This window comes from Dyella choica, from assembly GCF_003977665.1.
GTDB lineage: Bacteria > Pseudomonadota > Gammaproteobacteria > Xanthomonadales > Rhodanobacteraceae > Dyella_B > Dyella_B choica.
In genome coordinates this window covers 94,598-114,838 of sequence record NZ_RYYV01000005.1, presented here as the reverse complement: position 1 = coordinate 114,838, position 20,241 = coordinate 94,598, and the positions used below count along the sequence as shown (strand labels likewise).

14 protein-coding genes are annotated in these 20,241 nt (G+C 61.2%); 12 read left to right on the top strand and 2 right to left on the bottom strand.

All coding sequences use genetic code 11. The features are described from left to right. Positions 1 to 112 precede the first annotated feature (112 nt). On the bottom strand, positions 113 to 2,443 hold the full coding sequence (locus EKH80_RS08200; protein WP_196240353.1) for a GH92 family glycosyl hydrolase: 2,331 nt from the start codon (positions 2,441 to 2,443) through the stop codon (positions 113 to 115). Between the two features lie 227 nt (positions 2,444 to 2,670). Between EKH80_RS08200 and EKH80_RS08195 the strand changes: the two genes are divergently transcribed. From EKH80_RS08195 to EKH80_RS08140, 12 genes are all read left to right on the top strand, one after another. After that, entirely contained in the window at positions 2,671 to 3,720 is a 1,050-nt protein-coding gene (locus tag EKH80_RS08195; protein ID WP_126684255.1) for a LacI family DNA-binding transcriptional regulator, read from the top strand. Between the two features lie 15 nt (positions 3,721 to 3,735). Next, positions 3,736 to 5,058: an L-fucose:H+ symporter permease gene (gene fucP, locus EKH80_RS08190; RefSeq protein ID WP_126684254.1), complete on the top strand. Its 1,323-nt coding sequence runs from the start codon at positions 3,736 to 3,738 to the stop codon at positions 5,056 to 5,058. A 148-nt stretch (positions 5,059 to 5,206) separates the two neighbouring features. After that, a complete protein-coding gene (locus tag EKH80_RS08185) occupies positions 5,207 to 6,184 on the top strand; it encodes a carbohydrate kinase family protein (RefSeq protein WP_196240352.1) in 978 nt (325 codons plus the stop codon). After that, complete coding sequence (locus EKH80_RS08180; protein ID WP_126684252.1) at positions 6,181 to 7,398, top strand: AGE family epimerase/isomerase; 1,218 nt, start codon at positions 6,181 to 6,183, stop codon at positions 7,396 to 7,398. The genes EKH80_RS08185 and EKH80_RS08180 overlap by 4 nt, the downstream gene beginning before the upstream one ends. A gap of 373 nt (positions 7,399 to 7,771) precedes the next feature. Continuing rightward, the gene (locus EKH80_RS08175) at positions 7,772 to 10,639 is read left to right on the top strand and encodes a TonB-dependent receptor (protein ID WP_158628794.1); all 2,868 of its coding nucleotides are present in this window, start codon (positions 7,772 to 7,774) and stop codon (positions 10,637 to 10,639) included. 31 nt (positions 10,640 to 10,670) lie between these two features. Further along, the gene (locus EKH80_RS08170) at positions 10,671 to 12,515 is read left to right on the top strand and encodes a glycoside hydrolase family 35 protein (protein ID WP_230473498.1); all 1,845 of its coding nucleotides are present in this window, start codon (positions 10,671 to 10,673) and stop codon (positions 12,513 to 12,515) included. A 45-nt stretch (positions 12,516 to 12,560) separates the two neighbouring features. Continuing rightward, entirely contained in the window at positions 12,561 to 13,760 is a 1,200-nt protein-coding gene (locus tag EKH80_RS08165; protein WP_126684250.1) for a glycoside hydrolase family 27 protein, read from the top strand. A 211-nt stretch (positions 13,761 to 13,971) separates the two neighbouring features. Beyond that, complete coding sequence (locus EKH80_RS08160; protein ID WP_126684249.1) at positions 13,972 to 15,171, top strand: glycoside hydrolase family 27 protein; 1,200 nt, start codon at positions 13,972 to 13,974, stop codon at positions 15,169 to 15,171. A gap of 91 nt (positions 15,172 to 15,262) precedes the next feature. After that, positions 15,263 to 16,168: a LysR substrate-binding domain-containing protein gene (locus tag EKH80_RS08155; RefSeq protein WP_126684248.1), complete on the top strand. Its 906-nt coding sequence runs from the start codon at positions 15,263 to 15,265 to the stop codon at positions 16,166 to 16,168. A gap of 137 nt (positions 16,169 to 16,305) precedes the next feature. Beyond that, positions 16,306 to 17,217 carry a CmcJ/NvfI family oxidoreductase gene (locus EKH80_RS08150; RefSeq protein WP_230473497.1) on the top strand — a complete coding sequence of 304 codons (912 nt, stop codon included), beginning with the start codon at positions 16,306 to 16,308 and terminating at the stop codon, positions 17,215 to 17,217. Between the two features lie 21 nt (positions 17,218 to 17,238). After that, the gene (locus EKH80_RS08145; RefSeq protein WP_126684247.1) at positions 17,239 to 17,817 is read left to right on the top strand and encodes a 2-hydroxychromene-2-carboxylate isomerase; all 579 of its coding nucleotides are present in this window, start codon (positions 17,239 to 17,241) and stop codon (positions 17,815 to 17,817) included. 455 nt (positions 17,818 to 18,272) lie between these two features. Beyond that, complete coding sequence (locus tag EKH80_RS08140) at positions 18,273 to 19,259, top strand: hypothetical protein (protein ID WP_126684246.1); 987 nt, start codon at positions 18,273 to 18,275, stop codon at positions 19,257 to 19,259. A 299-nt stretch (positions 19,260 to 19,558) separates the two neighbouring features. Here the strand turns inward: EKH80_RS08140 and ssb are convergent, their stop codons facing one another. Next, complete coding sequence (gene ssb, locus EKH80_RS08135; RefSeq protein ID WP_126684245.1) at positions 19,559 to 20,083, bottom strand: single-stranded DNA-binding protein; 525 nt, start codon at positions 20,081 to 20,083, stop codon at positions 19,559 to 19,561. Positions 20,084 to 20,241: the final 158 nt, after the last annotated feature.

The following is a 20,241-nucleotide window of genomic DNA, read 5'->3' as shown; positions in this document are numbered from 1 at the left end:
CAAACCCCACCTTGCCCGGAGGGCCAGTCAGCCAGGTAGCCGGGCAGGCTGGGATGACTCCTCCAGCCCCTGGTTGCTTCCCGGTTCTGCGATGGTCATCCCGGCCTAGCCGCTATCGATAGGGACTCATCGCCGTGGGACGCGCCGAAGCCGACTTGCCCCAGTCCCGGTTCGGCTGCGCCTGCATCGTGAAATGCAGCTCGCCGCCGACCAGGATGTCCGCGTGCTTCAGATACACGCGATCGAGCGGTTTGCCGTTGAGCGTGACCTGACCAACGTATGGATGCACGTCGTCGAACGGTGCACAGCTTACTGTGAAGCTGCGGCCGTTCCCCAGATGTATCGTCGCGCGCGGCACGAACGGCCGGCCGATGGCGTATTCGTCGCTGGCCGGGGTGACCGGATAGAAACCCAGGGCCGTGAAGATGTACCAGGCGGACATCTGGCCCAGGTCGTCGTTGCCAATCAGCCCCGCCGGGCCGGGGCCGTATTCGTTGTCCATGATCTGCTTCAGCCTGGCTTGCGTCTTCCAAGGCTGGCCTGCGTAGTCGTACAGGTAAGCGATGTGGTGGCTGGGCTCGTTGCCGTGCGCATACCAGCCGATCAGGCCGGTGATGTCCTCCACATTCTTGAAGATGGCGGGGTCGACCTTGGCATCGAACAGTTCGTCCAGCTTGTGCGTGAAGGCCCGATCGCCCCCCATCGCCGTGATCAGGCCGGCCACGTCCTGTGGCACGTACCAGGAATACTGCCAGGCGTTGGCTTCGGTGTAATCGTCGCCGTAACCGGCGCTGGCCGGATCGAACGGCTCGCGGAACTGACCGCCGGAGAGGCGCGCGCGCATGAAACCGGTCTTCGGATCCCACCCATTGCGCCAGTAGCCGGCGCGCTTTTCGAAGCCGTCGTAGATGTCATGCTTGCCCATTGCCTTGGCCATCTGCGCGATGGCCCAGTCGTCGTAGGCGTATTCCTGGGTCTTGGAGCCGCCCTCCACTTCCTTGTCGATGGGCACGTAGCCAAGCTTCATGTAGTCGTCAAGATCGCCATAGTCGCCGTAGGTGGCGGTGGACAGCATCGCCTGCATGGCTTTGTCGGCGTCGTAGCCGCGAATGCCTTTGACATAGGCGTCGGCAATGATCGCCACTGCGTGATAGCCGGTCATGCACCAGGTTTCCAGGCCCTGGTATGCCCATACCGGCAACATGCCGAACGGGCTGGCTTGTTGCGCGGCGATCAGCGAACGCACGAAATCCACGCTGCGATCCGGATGCAGCAGGATCATCAACGGTTGCTGCGCGCGATAAACGTCCCAGATCGACCAGCTCGAATAGAAATCGAATCCGTCGGTACGATGCACCTGATGGTCCGGCCCGCGATATTCGTTGTTCACGTCCATGCTGAGGCTCGGTGACATCAGCGCGTGATACAGCGCGGTATAGAACTGCGTACGCAAGGGTTTCGAACCGTCCATGTCGATCGGAGCAAGCGCCTTGTTCCACGCTTCCATGGCGGAGTGACGCTGCTCATCGAAATTCCAGCCCTTGCCGTCCTGGTCGAGATTGGCTACGGCGTTGGCCTCGCTCACCGGCGAAATGGCCACTTTCACCTGCAGCGGAGCCTTGAGTTTGCCGAAGTCGAACACGCCGACGATGGCGCGACCGTTCTGTGCGTTCTGGTCCTGTGGCTGGTAGCCGGGCCCCTTGAAGCCCTTGTAGGGCAAATCGGTTTCGCGGTTGTAGAGCGCGCGCGCGGTCATCGGCTGGTTGAAGCGCAGGGCGAAGCACAGCTCGCGTCCCGGCGCCCAGCCGCGCGTGGTTCGGCAGCCGGTGATGGTGCCATCCGCGCGCACCTGCAGGCTCGACCACAGTACCTTGCCGGGGTAGTCGTAGATGCTGGGACGAAGATCGAGCAAGAGGTGCGCAGGCTTGGCCGCAGGAAAGGTATAGCGGTGCCATCCCACGCGGCGGTTGGCGGTGAATTCGGCGCGCACGCCGTAGTCGCTCAGCGTGACCGCGTAATAGCCGGCCTGCTCCACTTCGCTCGTGTGCTCGAAGCGCGAACGATAGCCGCTGCCCGGCACTTTCTCGTCGCCCGGATCCAGCTTTACGTCGCCAGCGATCGGCATCACCAGCACGTCCCCCAGATCCGAGTGGCCGGAACCGGAGAAATGGGTGTGGGAGAAACCCATGATGGTGGGATCGTTGTACTGGTAGCCCGCGGCCCATTTGTAGGCCCGCTTGAAATCCGGCATCGCCGTATCGGGCGAAAGCTGGATCATGCCGAACGGCACCGTGGCGCCCGGGAACACATGGCCGTCGCCGCCCGTACCGATGCGCGGGTCGACCTCGGGCGCGTGCGGCTCAGCAGCCTGGAGCACGGGCAGGATGGCCAGAGCTGCGAGGAGTGCCAGGGAAAGACCGGAACGGAGCAGGCGATGGTTCATTGCATGGGGGCCTGTTAATGTGCGCGGCTGAAGCGGGCCGGGGAGCCCGCGCAAGTGTCCGTCCTTGGGTTGCCGGGACCGGACCGAAGGGGGCCTGGCGGCTTGGATCGTTCCAAGGCGCCGGAAGCTAGCACTGGGGGCGGAGAATTGACATGCTGCACTGCAGGATCACGACTTCGCTGGTTCGGGTACATTTGGATCGTTACAAAGGCGAGGTTCTGGCATAAATGGGGAACATACCGCCGGTCGGCCGCAAGGTCACCCTGAGCGACATTGCCGCGGGCTGCGACGTCTCCCGCGCCACCGTTTCGCTGGTCCTGCGGGGAAGCCCGCTGGTCAATAAACACACGCGCGCGCGCGTCGAGGAAGAATTGCGACGCCAGGGCTATGTGTACAACCGCGCCGCGGCGAACCTGCGACGGCGCACGTCATCGAGCATTGCGCTGGTACTCAACGACCTGGCCAATCCGTTCTTCGCGGAATTCGCCGCTGGCGTGGACGAAGTGCTGGGGGATACCGGGTTCGTGACCTTGCTGGGCAGCACCAGCGAATCCACCGAGCGCGAGCTCGCAGTGCTCTCCTCGCTGATGGAACACGGGCCGGCCGGCATTATTCTTTCGCCGGCCGAAGGCAGCGATGCCCAGCAGATCCTCTCGGCCGTGGGAGGGGTGACGCCGCTGCTGCTGTTCAACCGCGAAGTGAGCGGCGATGTGGCTGCCTGCGACCACTGGGACCGACTGTTCCTCGACAACCAGCGCGGAGCGCGCCTGGCCACGGAACACCTGATTGGACAGGGACACAAGCGCATCGCGTTCTATGGCGGCCATCTCGGTTCCAGCTCGTGTCGCCAGCGTCGCGCGGGCTATACCGAGGCCATGAAAGCCGCTGGCCTGAGCGTGGAGCCAAGCTGGATGGTGGAATGCATTCCCAATCGCCTGGATGCGGTGGCGCAGAGCGAGCAGCTGTTCCAGGGCAAGACCGCCCCTACCGCCGCGGTCTGCTACAACGATGCGGTGGCGCTGGGCCTGATGCTGGGCCTGCATCAGCGCGGCCTGCAGCCGGGTCGCGATTTCGCCCTCACCGGTTTCGACGACATTGCCGAAGCCGCCGTCAGCGCACCGCCATTGACCACGCTGGCGGTGACGCCCCGCGACCGCGGCAGGCAGGCCGCGGAACTGATCCTTCAGCGCGTCAAGGATCCCTCCCCTCCTCCACGTCAAACCATCGCCCCCGTGCAATTGCTGGTACGCGCAAGCAGTTGCCCGCCGCCCGCCTGATCACCGGACTAACTCATGGCTTTTACCGCAGCAACACCGCCGTCCCCGGGATTGTCGACAGACTCCACTGATAACCGCTACACGTACAACCAGCTGGCGCTTACCGTCATCACGACGGTGTTCTTCATGTGGGGTTTCCTCACCTGCCTCAACGACATTCTGATTCCGCATCTGAAAGCGGTGTTCGAACTCAACTACGCGCGAGCGATGCTGGTGCAGTTCACCTTCTTCGGCGCGTATTTCCTGATGTCGCTGCCCGCCGGCTGGGTCGTGGGGCGGCTTGGCTACAAGAAGAGCATCGTCACCGGGCTGGTGATTGCAGGCATCGGTGCCCTGGGCTTCTGGCCAGCTGCGGGTTTGCGCTGGTATCCGGCGTTTCTCGGCGCCTTGTTCGTGCTCGCCACCGGCATCACCTTGCTGCAGGTGGCGGCGAACCCGTACGTAGCGCTGCTGGGGCCTGAAAAAACCAGTTCCAGCCGCCTCACCCTCGCCCAGGCACTGAACTCGTTCGGCACGACCATCGCGCCCGTGTTCGGCAGCTTGCTGATTCTTTCCACCCAGGTGAAGAGCTCCACGGAAATCGCCGGCCTGTCGACGAGCGAGCAGTTGCTCTACCGCACCCAGGAAGCCCAGTCGGTACAGATGCCCTATCTGGGCCTGACTGTTGTGTTAGTGCTGCTGGCGCTGTTCGTTTGGCTATTCCGCCTGCCGCCGCTGGAAGAAAGCACCGTCAAGGCGGATACCGGACACCACACCCTGCTCGATGCGCTGCGCTATCCGCACGTGCTGTTCGGCGTACTGGGCATCTTCTTCTATGTGGGGGCGGAAGTGTCGATCGGCAGCTTCCTGGTCAACTACATTTCCGAACCCAGCATCGGGCACATGAGCGAGAAAGATGCCGCGCACTACGTATCGCTCTACTGGGGTGGCGCGATGGTGGGCCGTTTCATCGGCTCCTACCTGCTCGCCCAGCTTTCGCCGCGCAAGCTGCTGGCGGTGTTCGCCGCGGTCAACGTGCTGTTGCTGATCGCAACCATGAGCACGACCGGCACCGCCGCCATGTACAGCATCGTGGCTATCGGCCTATTCAACTCGATCATGTTCCCGACCATCTTCTCGCTCGGCATCGAGCGTATGGGGCCGCTCACCGGCAAGGCGTCGAGCCTGCTGATCATGGCCATCGTCGGCGGCGCGCTGGTGCCTTGGCTGCAGGGTGTACTGGCGGACAACATCGGCATCCACCATGCATTCGTACTACCGATGCTGTGCTACGGGTACATCGTGTTCTATGGCCTGAGCGGTTCGAAGATTCGCAACGCTCCAGTCAGCAGCCAATAAGACAAAACACGCCCCGCTCTCCCATGGGGAGGGTTGGGGTGAAGGGCCGAACTCACCACGCTGATCGTCCGAGGCCTGCCTCGATCCCGATGCGTCGCGGCTCCGCTCCTCCCTTGAAGAAAACAAATCCAATGCTTGGGGTCCTTTGATGAAACGTTCCATCCTCTGCTTCGGCGAGGCTTTGATCGATATGCACGGCGAAGGCAGTGATGGCCACGGCTTCGCGCGCCACTTCATTCCTTTTGCCGGAGGCGCACCCGCCAACGTGGCGGTCGCCGTAGCCAAGCTCGGCAGCCATGCACGCTTTGCCGGCATGCTGGGTGTCGACCGCTTCGGCGACTTCCTGTTGCATAGCCTGCAACAGGCCGGCGTGGATACCGCCGACGTCGTGCGCACAGGCGAGGCGAACACCGCGCTGGCCTTCGTAACCCTGGACGGGCGCGGCGAGCGTAGCTTCGCGTTCTACCGCCCGCCGTCCGCCGATCTGTTGTTCCGCATCGAGCACTTCCGCCCGCAGACGTTCCATGACACCGCAGTGTTCCATGTCTGCTCCAACAGCATGACCGATACGGACCTCGCCGACGTCACCCTGACCGGGATGCGGCGTGCACGGCAGGCTGGTGCGCTGGTGAGCTTTGATCTCAATTTACGCCCCGCCTTGTGGCCACGCGGCTTCGAGCCGCGTCCGCACGTGTGGCCTGCCTTGCTGCTGGCCGATGTAGTGAAGCTCAGCGCCGAGGAATTCGACTGGCTGGCGAACGACGGCGAAGAAACCATGCTTGAGCGCCTGTGGGGCGGCAATGCGCGCTTGCTGATCGTCACGGATGGCCCCAAGCCGTTACGCTGGTTCCACCCGGATGCGGAAGGCGAATTACCCTGTTACGACGTGCCGATGGTCGACAGTACCGGCGCTGGCGACGCCTTCGTCGGCGGCCTGCTCTACCAGTTCGCCGAAATGACCCTCACTGCCGCCAACCTCGATGCCTGGGTGGCGACGCTGCCGCGCCTGCACGCCGCGCTGCGTTTTGCCAGCGCCTGTGGCGCTGTGGCAGTAACGCGGCATGGCTCGTTCGCCGCCATGCCGCACGCCAGCGAGGTAGAACAATTCATGGAGACCTACGCATGACCTCGCCATCCCAGCCGGACTTCCGTTCCGAAACCTTCCTGCGCGGACATGTCGCGCAGACCATGGCGTTTTATCACCCGCGCTCGATCGACCCCGCCGGCGGCTTTTTCCACTACTTCCTTGACGATGGTACGGTCTATGACTCCAGCCATCGCCATCTGGTAAGCAGCACCCGCTTTGTTTTCAACTACGCCATGGCTGCGATCGAATTCGGCAAGCCGGAGTACCTCGAAGCGGCGCGTCACGGCTTGCGCTATCTGCGCGATGTCCACCGCGACGCCCGCACCGGCGGCTATGCGTGGACCCTCCGCGACGGCAAGCCGGAGGACCGTACCAATCATTGCTACGGCGTCGCGTTCGTGCTGCTCGCCTATTCCACCGCGGTGAAGGCCGGCATCCAGGAAGCCGCTGCATGGATGGATGAAACCTGGCAGCTGCTGGAGCAGCATTTCTGGGACGCGCAAGCGGATCTCTATCGCGACGAAGCCGATCCCGCCTGGCACTTCAGCACCTACCGCGGCCAGAACGCCAACATGCATATGTGCGAGGCGATGCTTGCGGCCTATCAGGCCAGCAAGGATCCGCGCTATCTCGATCGCGCACTGACGCTCGCGCGCAGCATGACGCAGCGCCAGGCGAAGCTGGCCGACGGCCTGGTATGGGAACACTACCACCAGGACTGGAGCATCGACTGGGACTACCACCGCGACGACCCCAAGCACCTGTTCCGTCCCTGGGGCTTCCAGCCCGGACATCAGACCGAGTGGGCCAAGCTGCTGATGATCATGGAGCCGCTGCTCGAGGAACGCGGCCGGAACGAAGCATGGATCCTGCCTGCCGCCCAGCACCTGTTCGACACGGCGCTGACGCACGCCTGGGACCCGGTGCACGGCGGCATCTGCTACGGCTTCGCACCGGACGGCAGCATCTGCGACGGCGACAAATACTTCTGGGTGCAAGCCGAATCGCTGGCTGCCGCCGCGCTGTTGCATGCGCGTACGAGCGATGCAAAATACGACGAATGGTATATGAAGCTGTGGGCGTACTCGTGGCAGCACTTCATCGACCACCAGCATGGCGCGTGGTACCGCATCCTCACGCAGGACAACCAGAAATACAGCGACGAGAAAAGCCCAGCCGGCAAAGTGGATTACCACACCATGGGGGCCTGCTATGAAGTGATGGCATTGGTTCGCCATGGCGGCATGCCCTGATCGAAAGCAAGTGCCTGTCACGCTCGCTTTCCCGGAGCTGACGCCCCCCAAAAGCCCGCGCAATGCGGGCTTTTTTATTGCATCGAGAAATGTTGCGCCGCAGCTTGTCGGTCTCGAATCAATCTTATTATCCTAAAATACGACAAATGAGATCGGCCTGAAGCACGGCCTGGTTTTTCGGGGATTTTCACCAAGCCTGCTTCGCGCCGAGACTGGCGAACATCGAACAGATGGCCGCTCGGGCCATGGTGTTTGCCAGTGGGGATGAGTGCGGCGTCGACATGAAGCATGCCGACGAGTAGCAGCAATGTATCAAGTGACATCGCATTCGTTATTCGTGGTTGGCAACGTAGTTCCACGCGGAGGGTATTCGATGCAACGCAACCCAATGGCGCTCTCGGTGCGCCTGGCGCTGGCGGCGATGGGGATCGCCAGCATGATCGGCTATAACGTACAAGCGCACGCGCAAACCAGCGCACCGGCACCATCCACTGCTGCGGCCGCACCGTCCGGCCAAGGTAGCGGCGACGACGGCAGCGGTACGAACAAGACCGACAACAAGAAAAAAGCCACCAATCTCACCGCCATTACGGTCACCGGCCAGCTCGCCGCGATCCAACGCGCCGAGTCGATCAAACAGAACGCCGTCAACGTCGTCGACTCGATTTCTGCGGAAGAGAATGGAAAATTTCCCGATCCGAATGTCGCCGACGCTCTGCAGCGCGTGCCAGGCGTATCGGTCAATAGAAGCGGCGGCGAATCCAGCCAGATTGCCATTCGTGGCTTTGGTCCCGACTTCGTGGCCGTGACGATCAACGGCCGCCAGATGGCGACGGCTTCCGGGACGCGCGCGTTCGATTTCAATGTCCTTCCTGCGGACATCATCAGCCTCGCCCAGGTCAACAAGACCTCATCGGCCGATATTCCCGAGGTCGACATCGGCGGTGTCGTGGACATTCAAACCGCCCGCCCGCTGGACTTCAGCGGCTTTCACGCGACCGGCTCCGCCGCCGGGGTCAACAGCAACCTGACCGGTAGCTGGGCCGGCAAGACCACGCCCAAGGTATCGGGCCTGGCTGGCTGGACCAATGCAGACCACACCTTCGGCGTCCTGGCTTCCGTGCAGTACTACAAGCGTGATGACACGCAGATCAACACGCAGGCCAACTCCTGGTACGCCAACCAGAACATCTCCCAGCTCTCCGGGTTGACCAATCCGAATTACACCCGCGTCGCCATCCCGGAAACGTTGGCCAACAACGTGGTCAACGAGGAGCGCACACGCAAGAGCTTCACGGGCGCCATCGACTGGCGTCCCATCGACCAGCTGACCGTCAAGTTCGACACCTTGTATGCGGGCTATCAGATCAAACCGCTCGAACACGAATTCGGCGAATACGGCAACGCCAGCGACCTTCAGTCGCTAACCACGGATGCCAACAACACCGTCTTGAACTATGTGCGGAAGAATGCCGGCGTGATGGCGAACGACTACGTCGTCGCCTACAACCCGAGCAATGAAAAGATGGTTCAGAACGGATTGAATCTGGCTTTCAATCTCGACCCGTCGAGCACCATCAGCCTGGACGTCTCCAACTCCAAGGCCTGGAACAAGCAAAGTCCTTACGGCTACTTCGCGGTGATCGGCGCGCGGAATATCGGCGTCAATCCGACCTGGACCAACAATGGCAGCAGTGAGCCGCCGAGCTACACCAACATTATTTCCACCACCAACCTGAACGATCTGTACGCACACTGCTGCAACGAAGGTGGACAGTCGAACAACGTCACCTCTGGCGTCACCCAGTATCAGCTGAATTTCGACAAGAATTTTGAAAGCGGCGTTCTTTCCAGCCTTGAATTTGGCATCCAGGAAAACCACGATTACGACAAATCGGTGAATGTGGCCACGCCCGATGGCATCCTGTGCAATGCGTACTGCGGATATGCCGTGTCCGTACCCGCCAGCGCCGTCGGAGCATACGTCTATACGCCACCTTCGCCGATCAGCGGCGTTTCACAGCCGGGTCTGCCCACGCAGTGGATTCAATACAACGTACCCCAGTTCATGAACTGGCTGACCACGCCTGCGGCCTACAACCAATTGACCCCGGACAAGCGCACTGCTCTGCTCGCGGCACTTGCGCAGTACGGTAGCTTCGGGCCCAAGGTAAATCCCGGCAGCTTCAACGAGGTGCGAGAAATCGAGAAGGCCGCATTCGCGAAAGCCGTGTTTGAGGGCACGATGTGGGAGAAGCCCTGGGCCGTGGATATAGGCGCGTGCTATATGCACGTGAACTCGGAATCTCAGGCGATTTTCCAGCAGCCCATCAGCTACCGAGTGGATCCCAATGACAGCAGTGCGAGCCAGGTAGCGTACGGGCCGCTGCAACCGCAGTCCGCCAAAGGTGGCTATCACAAGTGGCTGCCGTCGATGAATTTCAAGCTCAATCTGCTCGACAATCTGGTCTATCGCTTTTCGGCTTCCAAAACCCTGACGCCGCCCCAGTTGAGCAACCTGTACTATAACCAGAGCTTCGGCACGCGTCCGGAATCGTTGACGATCAGCCAGGGCAATCCCAATCTTCAGCCTTATACGTCGACCAACTTCGACACCGGCATGGAGTGGTACATCGACGACGCCAGCTATCTGGCCCTCGAAACCTTCTATAAGCGGGTCAGCAATTTCAGCACGATCGTCAGCACGCCGGTGTCGTTCCTCGGCCAGACCTGGTCGCTGAGCGAACCGATCAATCTCAATTCGGCGCGGATCTACGGCGAAGAACTGACCTTCAACTATCAGTTCAAGCATGTGCTGCCGGCACCGTTCGACGGACTGGGCATGGCCTTCAATTACACCCACGTCCAAAGCAGCGCCAACCTCAGCCCTGGCACCATCGCTGCGTCCGGCAAGTTCGCCGTCCCAGGCATTGGCGATTCGGCCAACCTCAGCGGCTACTACGAGAAGGGACGCTGGCAGGTACGCCTGGCCTATAACTGGCGCGGGAAATACCTGGAGAGCATTTCATACGGCTCGGGTGCGCAACCCGCTACGCGAACCTCTTATGGCGAACTGGACCTGAGCGCCAGCTACAAGCTCAGCAATCACGTCTCGCTATTCGTGTCCGGCACCAACCTGACGCAGTCACACCTTTACGACTACTCCGCTTATCCCAATCGTTTCCTCTACGCGGAGGCGGATGGCACCGTGTATACCGTAGGCGTACGTGGCACTTTCTGAGACGGGCGCATTGGCACCGCAAGGGGATTCAATGAAGGTATTGAAAAGTGTGTCGATGGGCCTAGGGCTCGGCCTCCTTCTATGCGGCCGCGCATTTGCCGCACCGGTTGAGACCGCGCCAGGCCTGGCCATCGAACAAGGGCAATTCGTGCTCGACGGCAAGCCGTTGCGCATCATTGCCGGGGACATGCACTACACGCGCGTTCCACGCGAGTACTGGCGCGCGCGCCTGAAAATGGCCAAAGCCATGGGCTTGAACACGATCACCACCTATGTGTTCTGGAACGCGCACGAAACCGTGCCTGGCCACTACGACTTCAGTGGCCAGAACGACATCGGTGAGTTCGTCCGCGAGGCACGGCAGGAAGGCCTGTACGTGATCCTTCGCCCCGGTCCCTATGTCTGCTCGGAATGGGATCTGGGCGGACTGCCGGCTTGGCTGCTGAAAGACCGTGATACCCGTATCCGCAGCACTGATCCGAAGTTCATGCAGCCAGCCCAACGCTGGCTGCATCGGCTCGGTCAGGAGCTGGCGCCGCTGCAATACGCACGCGGCGGCAACATCATTGCCGTGCAAGTGGAGAACGAATACGGCAGCTTCGGCAAGGACAACGATGCCTACTTGCAGCAGATCCGCAAGGACATCGTCGACAGCGGCTTCGACGCCTCGATGCTGTACACCTCCGATAGCGCGCCGGAGCCTGGCTCACTACCCGGCCTGCCCAAGGTGATCAATTTCGGCGTCGGCCACGCACGGGAAAAACTCGCCAAGCTGCAGCAATGGCAGCCGGGCGGCCCTTACATGGTCGGCGAATACTGGGTCGGCTGGTTCGACCACTGGGGTGGCCCGCACTACGTGATCGACGCCGCCAAGATGGCAAACGAATTGGCGGGCATGCTCAAACAAGGCTATTCCGTTAGCCTGTACATGTTCCACGGCGGCACCTCGTTCGGCTGGATGAGCGGCGCCAACTGGGATGACGACAGCTACCAGCCGGATGTCACCAGCTACGACTACGACAGTCCGCTGGACGAAAGCGGCCGGCCCACGCCGAAGTATTATGCACTGCGCAAAGTGATTGCCGAGGCCACCGGCATCACGCCGCCACCGGTGCCGGCCGCGCCCGCAACACAGGCTATCGCCGACATCAAGCTGGATGAATCGTTGTCGTTGTGGGACGCATTGCCGACTCCCACGGCATCGCACGAACTCAAGACCATGGAGGAACTTGGGGAATCCTACGGTGACATCCTCTATCGCAAACGCATCGACATCGATGCATCCGGCACCTTGCATATCGATGGTCTGCACGACTACGCCTTGATCTATATCAACGGCAAACGGATCGGCACGCTCGATCGTCGCCTGAAGCAGGATTCGCTCGCCATGAAGCTCGCCAAGGGCGACACCCTGGATCTGCTGGTGCAGAACGACGGGCGCATCAACTTCGGCGAGAAGCTGACCCATGAACGCAAAGGCATCCTCGGCGCAGTCAGCTTGCAAGGCAAGCAATTGCTCGATTGGCAGATCCATCCCCTGCCCTTCGTCGAAGACGAGAATTCGGCATACGCCCGGGGTCCCTGCCGCCATGCGCCATGCGTGTATCGCGCGACGTTCAACGCGTCGGTGTCCGGCAATGCCGACGCCGATACCTTCCTGGACACCAAGGGCCTGGGCAAGGGCATGATCTGGCTCAACGGGCATCCTCTCGGCCGCTTCTGGAACATCGGCCCGCAGCGTACGCTGTACGTACCAGGCGCATGGCTGAAACCCAGTGGCAATCAGCTGGTGGTGCTGGATCTTTTGACCGAAGGCGAGCCCACGCTGCATACGTTGAAACAGCCGGTGCTGGGTACGCCCAAGCAGGCACCTTGAACCACTGGCGTTCGATCCTGATTTTCAAGTGATGGAGAAAAATCGATGAAGGCTTCCCCTGCATGCCTGCGGCACACCACCGCTGCCGTCGCGTTCGTTGCGGCCGTCGCCGTGGGCGGCGCCGCTGCATCCGATGTGCAAGCGGCACCTCCGCAAATGGGTTTCAATAACTGGAATTCCACCCACTGCCGCGATGAATTCAACGAAACCATGATCCGCGGCATCGCCGACAAGTTCATCAGCCTTGGACTGCGCGATGCCGGCTATACCTACGTCAATATCGACGATTGCTGGGCCAACTGGCAACGCGACAAGAACGAAAACCTTCAGCCCAACCCCAAACGATTCCCTGCCGGTATCAAGGCACTGGCGGATTACATCCATCAGCACGGCCTGAAATTCGGCCTGTATTCCAGCGCCGGCACCTCCACCTGTGAACCGCTGCAGGAAAACCGAGGGTTTCCGGGCGGCCTAGGGCATGAAAAGCAGGACGCCGCGACCATTGCAGCATGGAACGTGGACTATCTGAAGTACGACAACTGCAACAACCAGAAAGTCGACGCCATTCAACGCTACACAGCGATGGCCGAAGCCCTCCGCGCCACCGCTCGGCCGATCTTCTTCAGCGTCTGCGAATGGGGCGAGAACAAACCTTGGACCTGGGCCGGCAAGCCGCCGGTCGACGCCGGTTCGTGGCGCTCCACCGGCGACATCAGCGATAGCTACGCCTCGATGTTGAAGAACTTCAAGCAGAACGTGGTGCTGGACCGGTACGCCACACCCGGCCACTACAACGACCCCGACATGCTCGAAGTGGGCAACGGCGGAATGAGCGACACGGAATACCGCAGTCACTTCAGCCTATGGTCGATCATGGCCGCACCATTGCTGATCGGTACCGATCTGCGCAAGATCAAACCGGATGCACTGAAAATCCTGCTCAACAAGGAAGTAATCGCGGTGGATCAGGATCCGATGGGCGTGCAGGGCAAACAGGTGCGCGATTCCGATGGCATCCACGTGCTCGTCAAGCCGCTCAATGACGGCAGTCGCGCAGTGGCGGTGTTCAACGAAAATGATACCCAGCGCGATGTCGCCGTTTCCGACGCCGAAACCGGGCTGACGGCGAGAAGCAGCTACAACGTGCGCGATCTGTGGGCGCATACCCAAGCCAAGGGCGACGGCACGCTGAAGGTACACCTGCAAGCGCATGAGACGGCCATCTATCGCATCAGCCGTCTTTGAATGACCCGTTGGCGGTGGATCGAATGAGCTCAGGCTCATTCGATCCACCGCCGCAATGTTCAAACGGCCTTCCGTCTTACATCCGGAAACTTTTGTAATTTCTTGAAAGAAAGTTCTACCAGTGGCTCCGGCTGTTGTGCGCATAGGCCAGCCTAAACTTTGCACGCCAAGCGTTCGATCGTGCTTCCCATTTTTCAGTGGAGAGAATTCGATGATTGCTTCCCGTGCCTGCTCGCGGCGCATCGCCGCTTTCCTCGCATTTTCCATTGCCTCCGCCGTCTACGGCACCTCCACCCCCAGCGCCCAGCCTCTCGTGCCGCAGATGGGCTTCAACAACCGCAACGCCACCCAGTGCGGCGATGAATTCAATGAAACGACGATGCGCGACATCGCCGACAAGTTCATCAGCTTGGGACTGCGCGATGCTGGCTATACCTACATCAATATCGACGACTGCTGGGCCAACGGGCGGCGAGACAAACAAGGCGACCTCGAAGCCAATCCCAAACGCTTCCCAAGCGGCATCCGGGCGCTGGCCGATTACATCCACCAACGTGGACTGAAGTTCGGCCTGTACTCCAGCGCCGGCACCTTTACCTGCGAACCGCCGCGGGAGAACGGAGGCTTTCCCGGCAGCCTCGATCACGAGAAGCGCGATGCCACCACCTTTGCGTCATGGGGTGTGGACTACCTCAAGTACGACAACTGCAACCATTTGGATATTGATGCCCAGCAGCGCTACACAGCGATGGGCCAGGCGCTGCGTGGCGCCGCACGCCCGATCATCTACAGTGTGTGCGAAAGGGGCGAAAACCAGCCTTGGACGTGGGCCGGCAAGCTGCCCGTCAACGCCGACTCATGGCGCACTACGGATGACATCAGCGATGCATACACCTCGATGCTGGAAAATTTCAAGCAGAACGTAGTTCTGGATCGCTATGCCACGCCCGGGCACTACAACGATCCGGGCATACTGGAAGTGGGCAACGGCGGCATGACCGACACCGAATACCGCAGTCATTTCAGCCTGTGGTCGATCATGGCCGCACCGCTGTTGATCGGTACCGACTTGCGCACGGTCAAGCCGGACACGCTCAAGATCCTGCTCAACCAGGAAGTGATCGCGGTAGACCAGGATCCGCTAGGTATCCAGGGCAGGCAGGTGCGTGATGTCGACGGCATTCACGTGATCGTCAAGCCGCTCCAGGATGGCGGCCGCGCAGTGGCGGTGTTCAACGAAAACGACACGCCGCGCGATGTCTCCATCGCCACTACCGTGATCGGCCTGGCGCCGCGCACCAGCCACACCCTGCGTGATCTTTGGGCACATTCGCAAGTCAAAGGCGCAGACACGCTGAAGCTGCAATTGGCGGCGCACGCGACGGCCATGTATCGCATTCGCGAGGATTAGCGTACGCAGAATACCGCGCTGGGAAAGGGCAAGCGGCCGAAGCCGGTCGCCTTCGCTTCTCGGCGTCCCCACTCGCACCTACAATGACGGCATGCCTGCCTCGCTGCTGTCGCTCTCATCCCTGCTGGATCCCTTGCGAGGGTTCGTCGCCGTGGGGCGGCGCATGAGCATCACGCAGGCCGCTGCCGATCTGTGCCTGACACAATCGGCAGTCAGCCGGCAGATTCAGACCCTGGAACAGCGGCTGGGCAGCAAGCTGCTGGTGCGTGGACACCGCTCGATCACCCTCACCACCGACGGCGAGCGATTGTTTCGCAGCGCGGACCAGGCGCTGCAGCAATTGCAGGATACCCTCGACGCCATCGGCGATCACGCGCCATTGCGCCCGGTCACGGTGACTGCAAGCGTCGGTGTCACCGGATTGTGGCTGCTGCCGCGGCTAGGGCGTTTTCAGCAGCAGCACCCGCCCATCGATCTACGCATTGCGGCCAGCAACCGGCTGGTCGACATCGAACGCGAGGACATCGACCTGGCCATCCGCTACTGCGCGCGCGACGCCGCGCCCGCCGGCGCGATCCACCTGTTCGATGAAACCGTAGCGCCGGTGGCACACCCCTCGCTCGGCTTGCACATTCCCCTCAGAGAGGAACAACTGGCCCGGAAGGCGCTGCTCGAATTCGATGACCCGCAACGCCCATGGCTGCATTGGCGCCATTGGCTGGCGTCGGCCGGGTGGCAGGGTCTCAAGCCCAGGAGCATCGTGCGCTTCAATCAATACGACCAGGTCGTGCAATCGGCGATGGCCGGTCAGGGCGTTGCACTGGGACGACTCCCCCTGCTTGGCCCCATGCTTGCCGAGCGCAGCCTGGTGGTACTGGCGCCCGTACCGGCAATCCGACAGAACCACCATGGCTATTGGCTGCTGCAAGCCGATCAAGCTCCACGCGCAAACGTGCAGGCCGTGGTCGATTGGCTGCTTGAAGAAGCCCGCGGCTGAACGGCTCGCACCGCAGAGATCTGAAAGGTACGGCTGGACGCATGCGCGTAGTGCATACCAGGCATGCAGGTTTTGCGTTTGAACGCGGGCGGGCCAGGGCGCTCAATGTCCCCCCAACCAACGGCAAGACGGCGGATATGAGCGACGTCCATCACCACTCTGTTAGGTTCTTAGGCACGGATACGACCCTGCGCCCGGTGTATGCGCGATCGATACCTACCAAGGCTTTTGTCAGCGCACGATTGAGCTATCTGCTTTCCAGCGAAGAAAAGCCCTATCAGTACGCCTTCCCGCCCCCGAACGGCATGCCCTGGGAAAACAGTCATTACGAATGGCGCGATGTCCACGTCGCCGATGCGCGCTATCACGCGGATGGCATCTCGGTGGATCGGGAAGGCTTCGAGCTATGGGATGCGCCTTCTGCGCTGCGCGACTTTGCCGACCCGGACGTCGTCACCCGCTCGTACTACCCCGAGCTGGCCGAGCTGGCTTGCCAGGTGACGGGCGCTCGGCATGCCTACGTGTTCGACCATCTGGTGCGCAAGCGCGAGGCAGGCCGCGGCACGCTCGACTTCGGACGCTCGGTCAAAGGCGGCTCCGCGACGGCCAATGGGCGCATCCACAACGACTACACCGAGCAATCGGGCATGCAGCGGCTGCAACGGGTGCTCGGCGAGCATGCCGCGCCGGCTCGGCACGGACGCTATAGCATCGTCAACGTGTGGCGTTCTATCAGCGGCCCCGTGCTGGACACTCCGTTGGCGGTATGTGACGCGCGCAGTATCGCGGCATCCGACTTGGTGCCGGCGGACGTACATTACCCCAGGCGCACTGGCGAGATTTACCTCTTGCGCTATGCGCCGCGCCATGGCTGGTCGTACTTCTCCAGGATGGATCGCCACGAGGCACTGGTGTTCAAGCAATACGATTCGCAAGCAAGCGGTGTTGCGCGCTATACGCCCCACACGGCATTCGATCTTCCCGAAGTGCCGGCCGATGCGCCGCTGCGCGAGAGTATCGAAGCACGCTGCCTCGTCATTTACGATTAATGTCTCCCTGGGAATTTCTCTATGATCGAGTTCTGGTTCGAGTTCGGCAGCAACTACAGTTATCTCAGCTTGATGCGCATTGAAGCCCTAGCAGCTCGCCATGACGTGACCATAGTCTGGCGTCCCTTCCTGCTCGCCCCCATCTTCAAGTCCTTCGGCTGGGACAGCTCGCCCTTCGTCCTGCAACCTCAAAAAGGTCGCTATGTATGGCGCGACATGGCTCGGCGCTGCGAGAGGTATGGGTTGCCATGGCAGCAGCCGACAAGCTTTCCCCGACGCGCCTTGCTGCCCATGCGCGTGGCGTTGCTCGGCGCCGATCAGCCTTGGATGGCCGCCTTTTGCAAACACATCATGCAGATGAATTTCGCGGAAGATCGTGACATCGACAATGTCGAGGCGGTTACGGAAGCGTTGACGGCGCTCGAGCTGCCAGCATCAGCGCTGATCGCGCAAGCCCAGTCGGAGGAAAACAAACTCGCGCTGCGCAGACAGACCGAGGCAGCGCAGGCGCGTGGCATTTTTGGCGCGCCGACCTTCTTTGTCGGCGATGAGATGTTCTGGGGCGACGACCGCCTGGAGGACGCACTAGAGATGCTCTGATCTATTCCACGTACTCGTCACCACCCTGCGTGTGCATTTGGCGAAGCGTAGGCTGGGTTGCAAAACCCAGCATGGCCGTACAGCAGGGCGTGCGATGCTGGGATTGTCATCCCAGCCGACGCTTTGCCTGACGATCATCTCAACGGTGCTCGCCCCATCATCACGGCCTCGGATTGGGGATCTCCGCACAAGACAAGCGTCAGTTTTTCAATGAGATATCTCGCAAGGAACGGAAACCGCAGGGCCTCCCCTTGAGCTCCCTTGATCCCCGTCGTATCGTTTCCCGACTTGGAACCGCTCTTTTTTACCTAACAGCGCATCAGCTGGCCGTTCCTCTGGGAAAGGCACTTCGACGCTACCCCAGGTTTGCGCCGTTCATCTCTGCATCCATTCCAAAAAGCGGTTGTTGCATCCGGTCACTGCTTCCCATTCGTTGCCGAACAGGAGTGTCACCCATGCCTACCCATGCCGTTCTCGTCACCTGGCAAAACATGGAACCGAAGGTGTTGCCGAATTTCATCAGCAAGGCAACGGCGAAATACGGAGCCAATTTCCATCGCATCTACTTCGATGGATCGACCACCACCAATCTCCGTAACTGGGTTCGTGGCATTCCCGGCGATGAGCGCATAAAGCTATTCATCTCTGGACATGGCGGCGTCGGCATTGACTACATCACCGACGACACGCAAACCGTGAAGAAAAACGTCGATGAGCTGGTCGATCTGGTCAGCGACGGCCTGCAGGGGCGTAACACCAGCAAGGCCACCAGCCAGCTGTGCCAGGTCAACATGATTTCCTGTCTGTTCGGCCGCACACCTGACGGTCGCGCCAATACTTCGCCAGCGGCCAAGTTGCACGATGGATTGACGGACTGGGATGTCTTCGTCGATCTGGTCGCGCGTACGGAATCGATCATCGCGACCCCTGATGGGCGCAGGACCAATTCCCAGCTCAGCCACCGGGCGTACGAACCGGTCTATGGCCGGCTGGAGAGATTCTTCCTGCCCAAAGTGCCCTATACAAAGGTGCTCTTCACCTTCAACGGCGACGCAAGAGTAATGCGCTTCGCCGCCTACGATCCCGGCGATAACTATATCGAGGCGACGACCCTGGACGGGCGCCGGATCCTGTGGGCCGATTACAGCGTCGACCAGATTGTCCAGACCATCCAGCTCAAAGGCACCGGCCTGCTGGGAACCGGCCCCAAGGATGTCACGGATGAGCGCGAAAAAAAGCTCAGGGACATTATTACCTGGTACGACACCATGCGTAATCCGACACGGCTGAAGGAGAAATTGGAAGAACTGGTCGACGGCAGCGGTGACGATGAATCCAGCAACTTTCTAAAGCACCGCAATCTGGTGAGCGCCGCCTTTTCCAGTTCGACACCTGCCAAAGCCAAGCTGATACAGGATCTTTTGGCTGCATATCCGACGTAGGGACGCGACGCGTACACCGGTCATCAAGCGAAGGGCGTTGCAACATGCCGGGGGCAACACCGAAAGCCGGCCTGGCGCCGGAGGCACGTATCCGCGAACTGGCCGGAGCGCACTGCAAGGCTCTGTATCCTCTAGCCAGGACGCACTTCATCCACGAAACATGCCTGGCACGTGCTCAAGGTGTTACCGAAGCTCGGCATCCGACAAGCCGACAGCACTTTCAGTCACCGTAAAAAAATAACCCCCTGAAGCTCAGGGGGTTGTTTAACAAATCGTACCAGCGATATCTCAGCTAAATCTTAGAACGGAATGTCGTCATCGTCGAACTGGTTGCCGCCCATATCCGGCGCCGGAGCCGGCGTCGACTGGCGCTGTGGTGCGCTGCCGTAGTCGTCGCGGCTCTGTTGACGCGGACCACCGCCGCCACCCTGCGAGCGTTCGCGGTATCCACCGCCGCCGCCACCCATGCCGCCGCCTTCGCCACCGCCCATGCCGCCCAGCATCTGCAGGTCGCTGGCAATGATGTCGGTGCTGTAGCGTTCAACGCCCTGCTTGTCGGTGTACTTGTCGGTGCGCAGCGAGCCCTCGACGTACACCTGGCGCCCCTTCTTGAGGTATTCGCCGGCGATCTCGGCCAGGCGGCCGAACAGCTTCACGCGGTGCCACTCCGTGCGCTCCTGCTTCTGGCCGCTCTGCTTGTCGGTCCACTGCTCGGAAGTCGCCACGCTGAGGCTGGCGATGGCCGTGCCGCCGGCGGTGTAGCGCACTTCGGGGTCTGCGCCGAGGTTGCCTACCAGGATGACTTTATTGATACCGCGTGCCATGTATGACCTCGAAAAACTGAATCGGGATAAGGACTTTCCAGCCAGGCTCAAAGAGCTTAGGGCGACTCCTGGATGCGTAGCTAGTGCTCACAGGAGCCAATGGCCATAGGCCCATGACCTTCCATGATACACGCCCTGCCCCCGGAGCCATGTCCGCG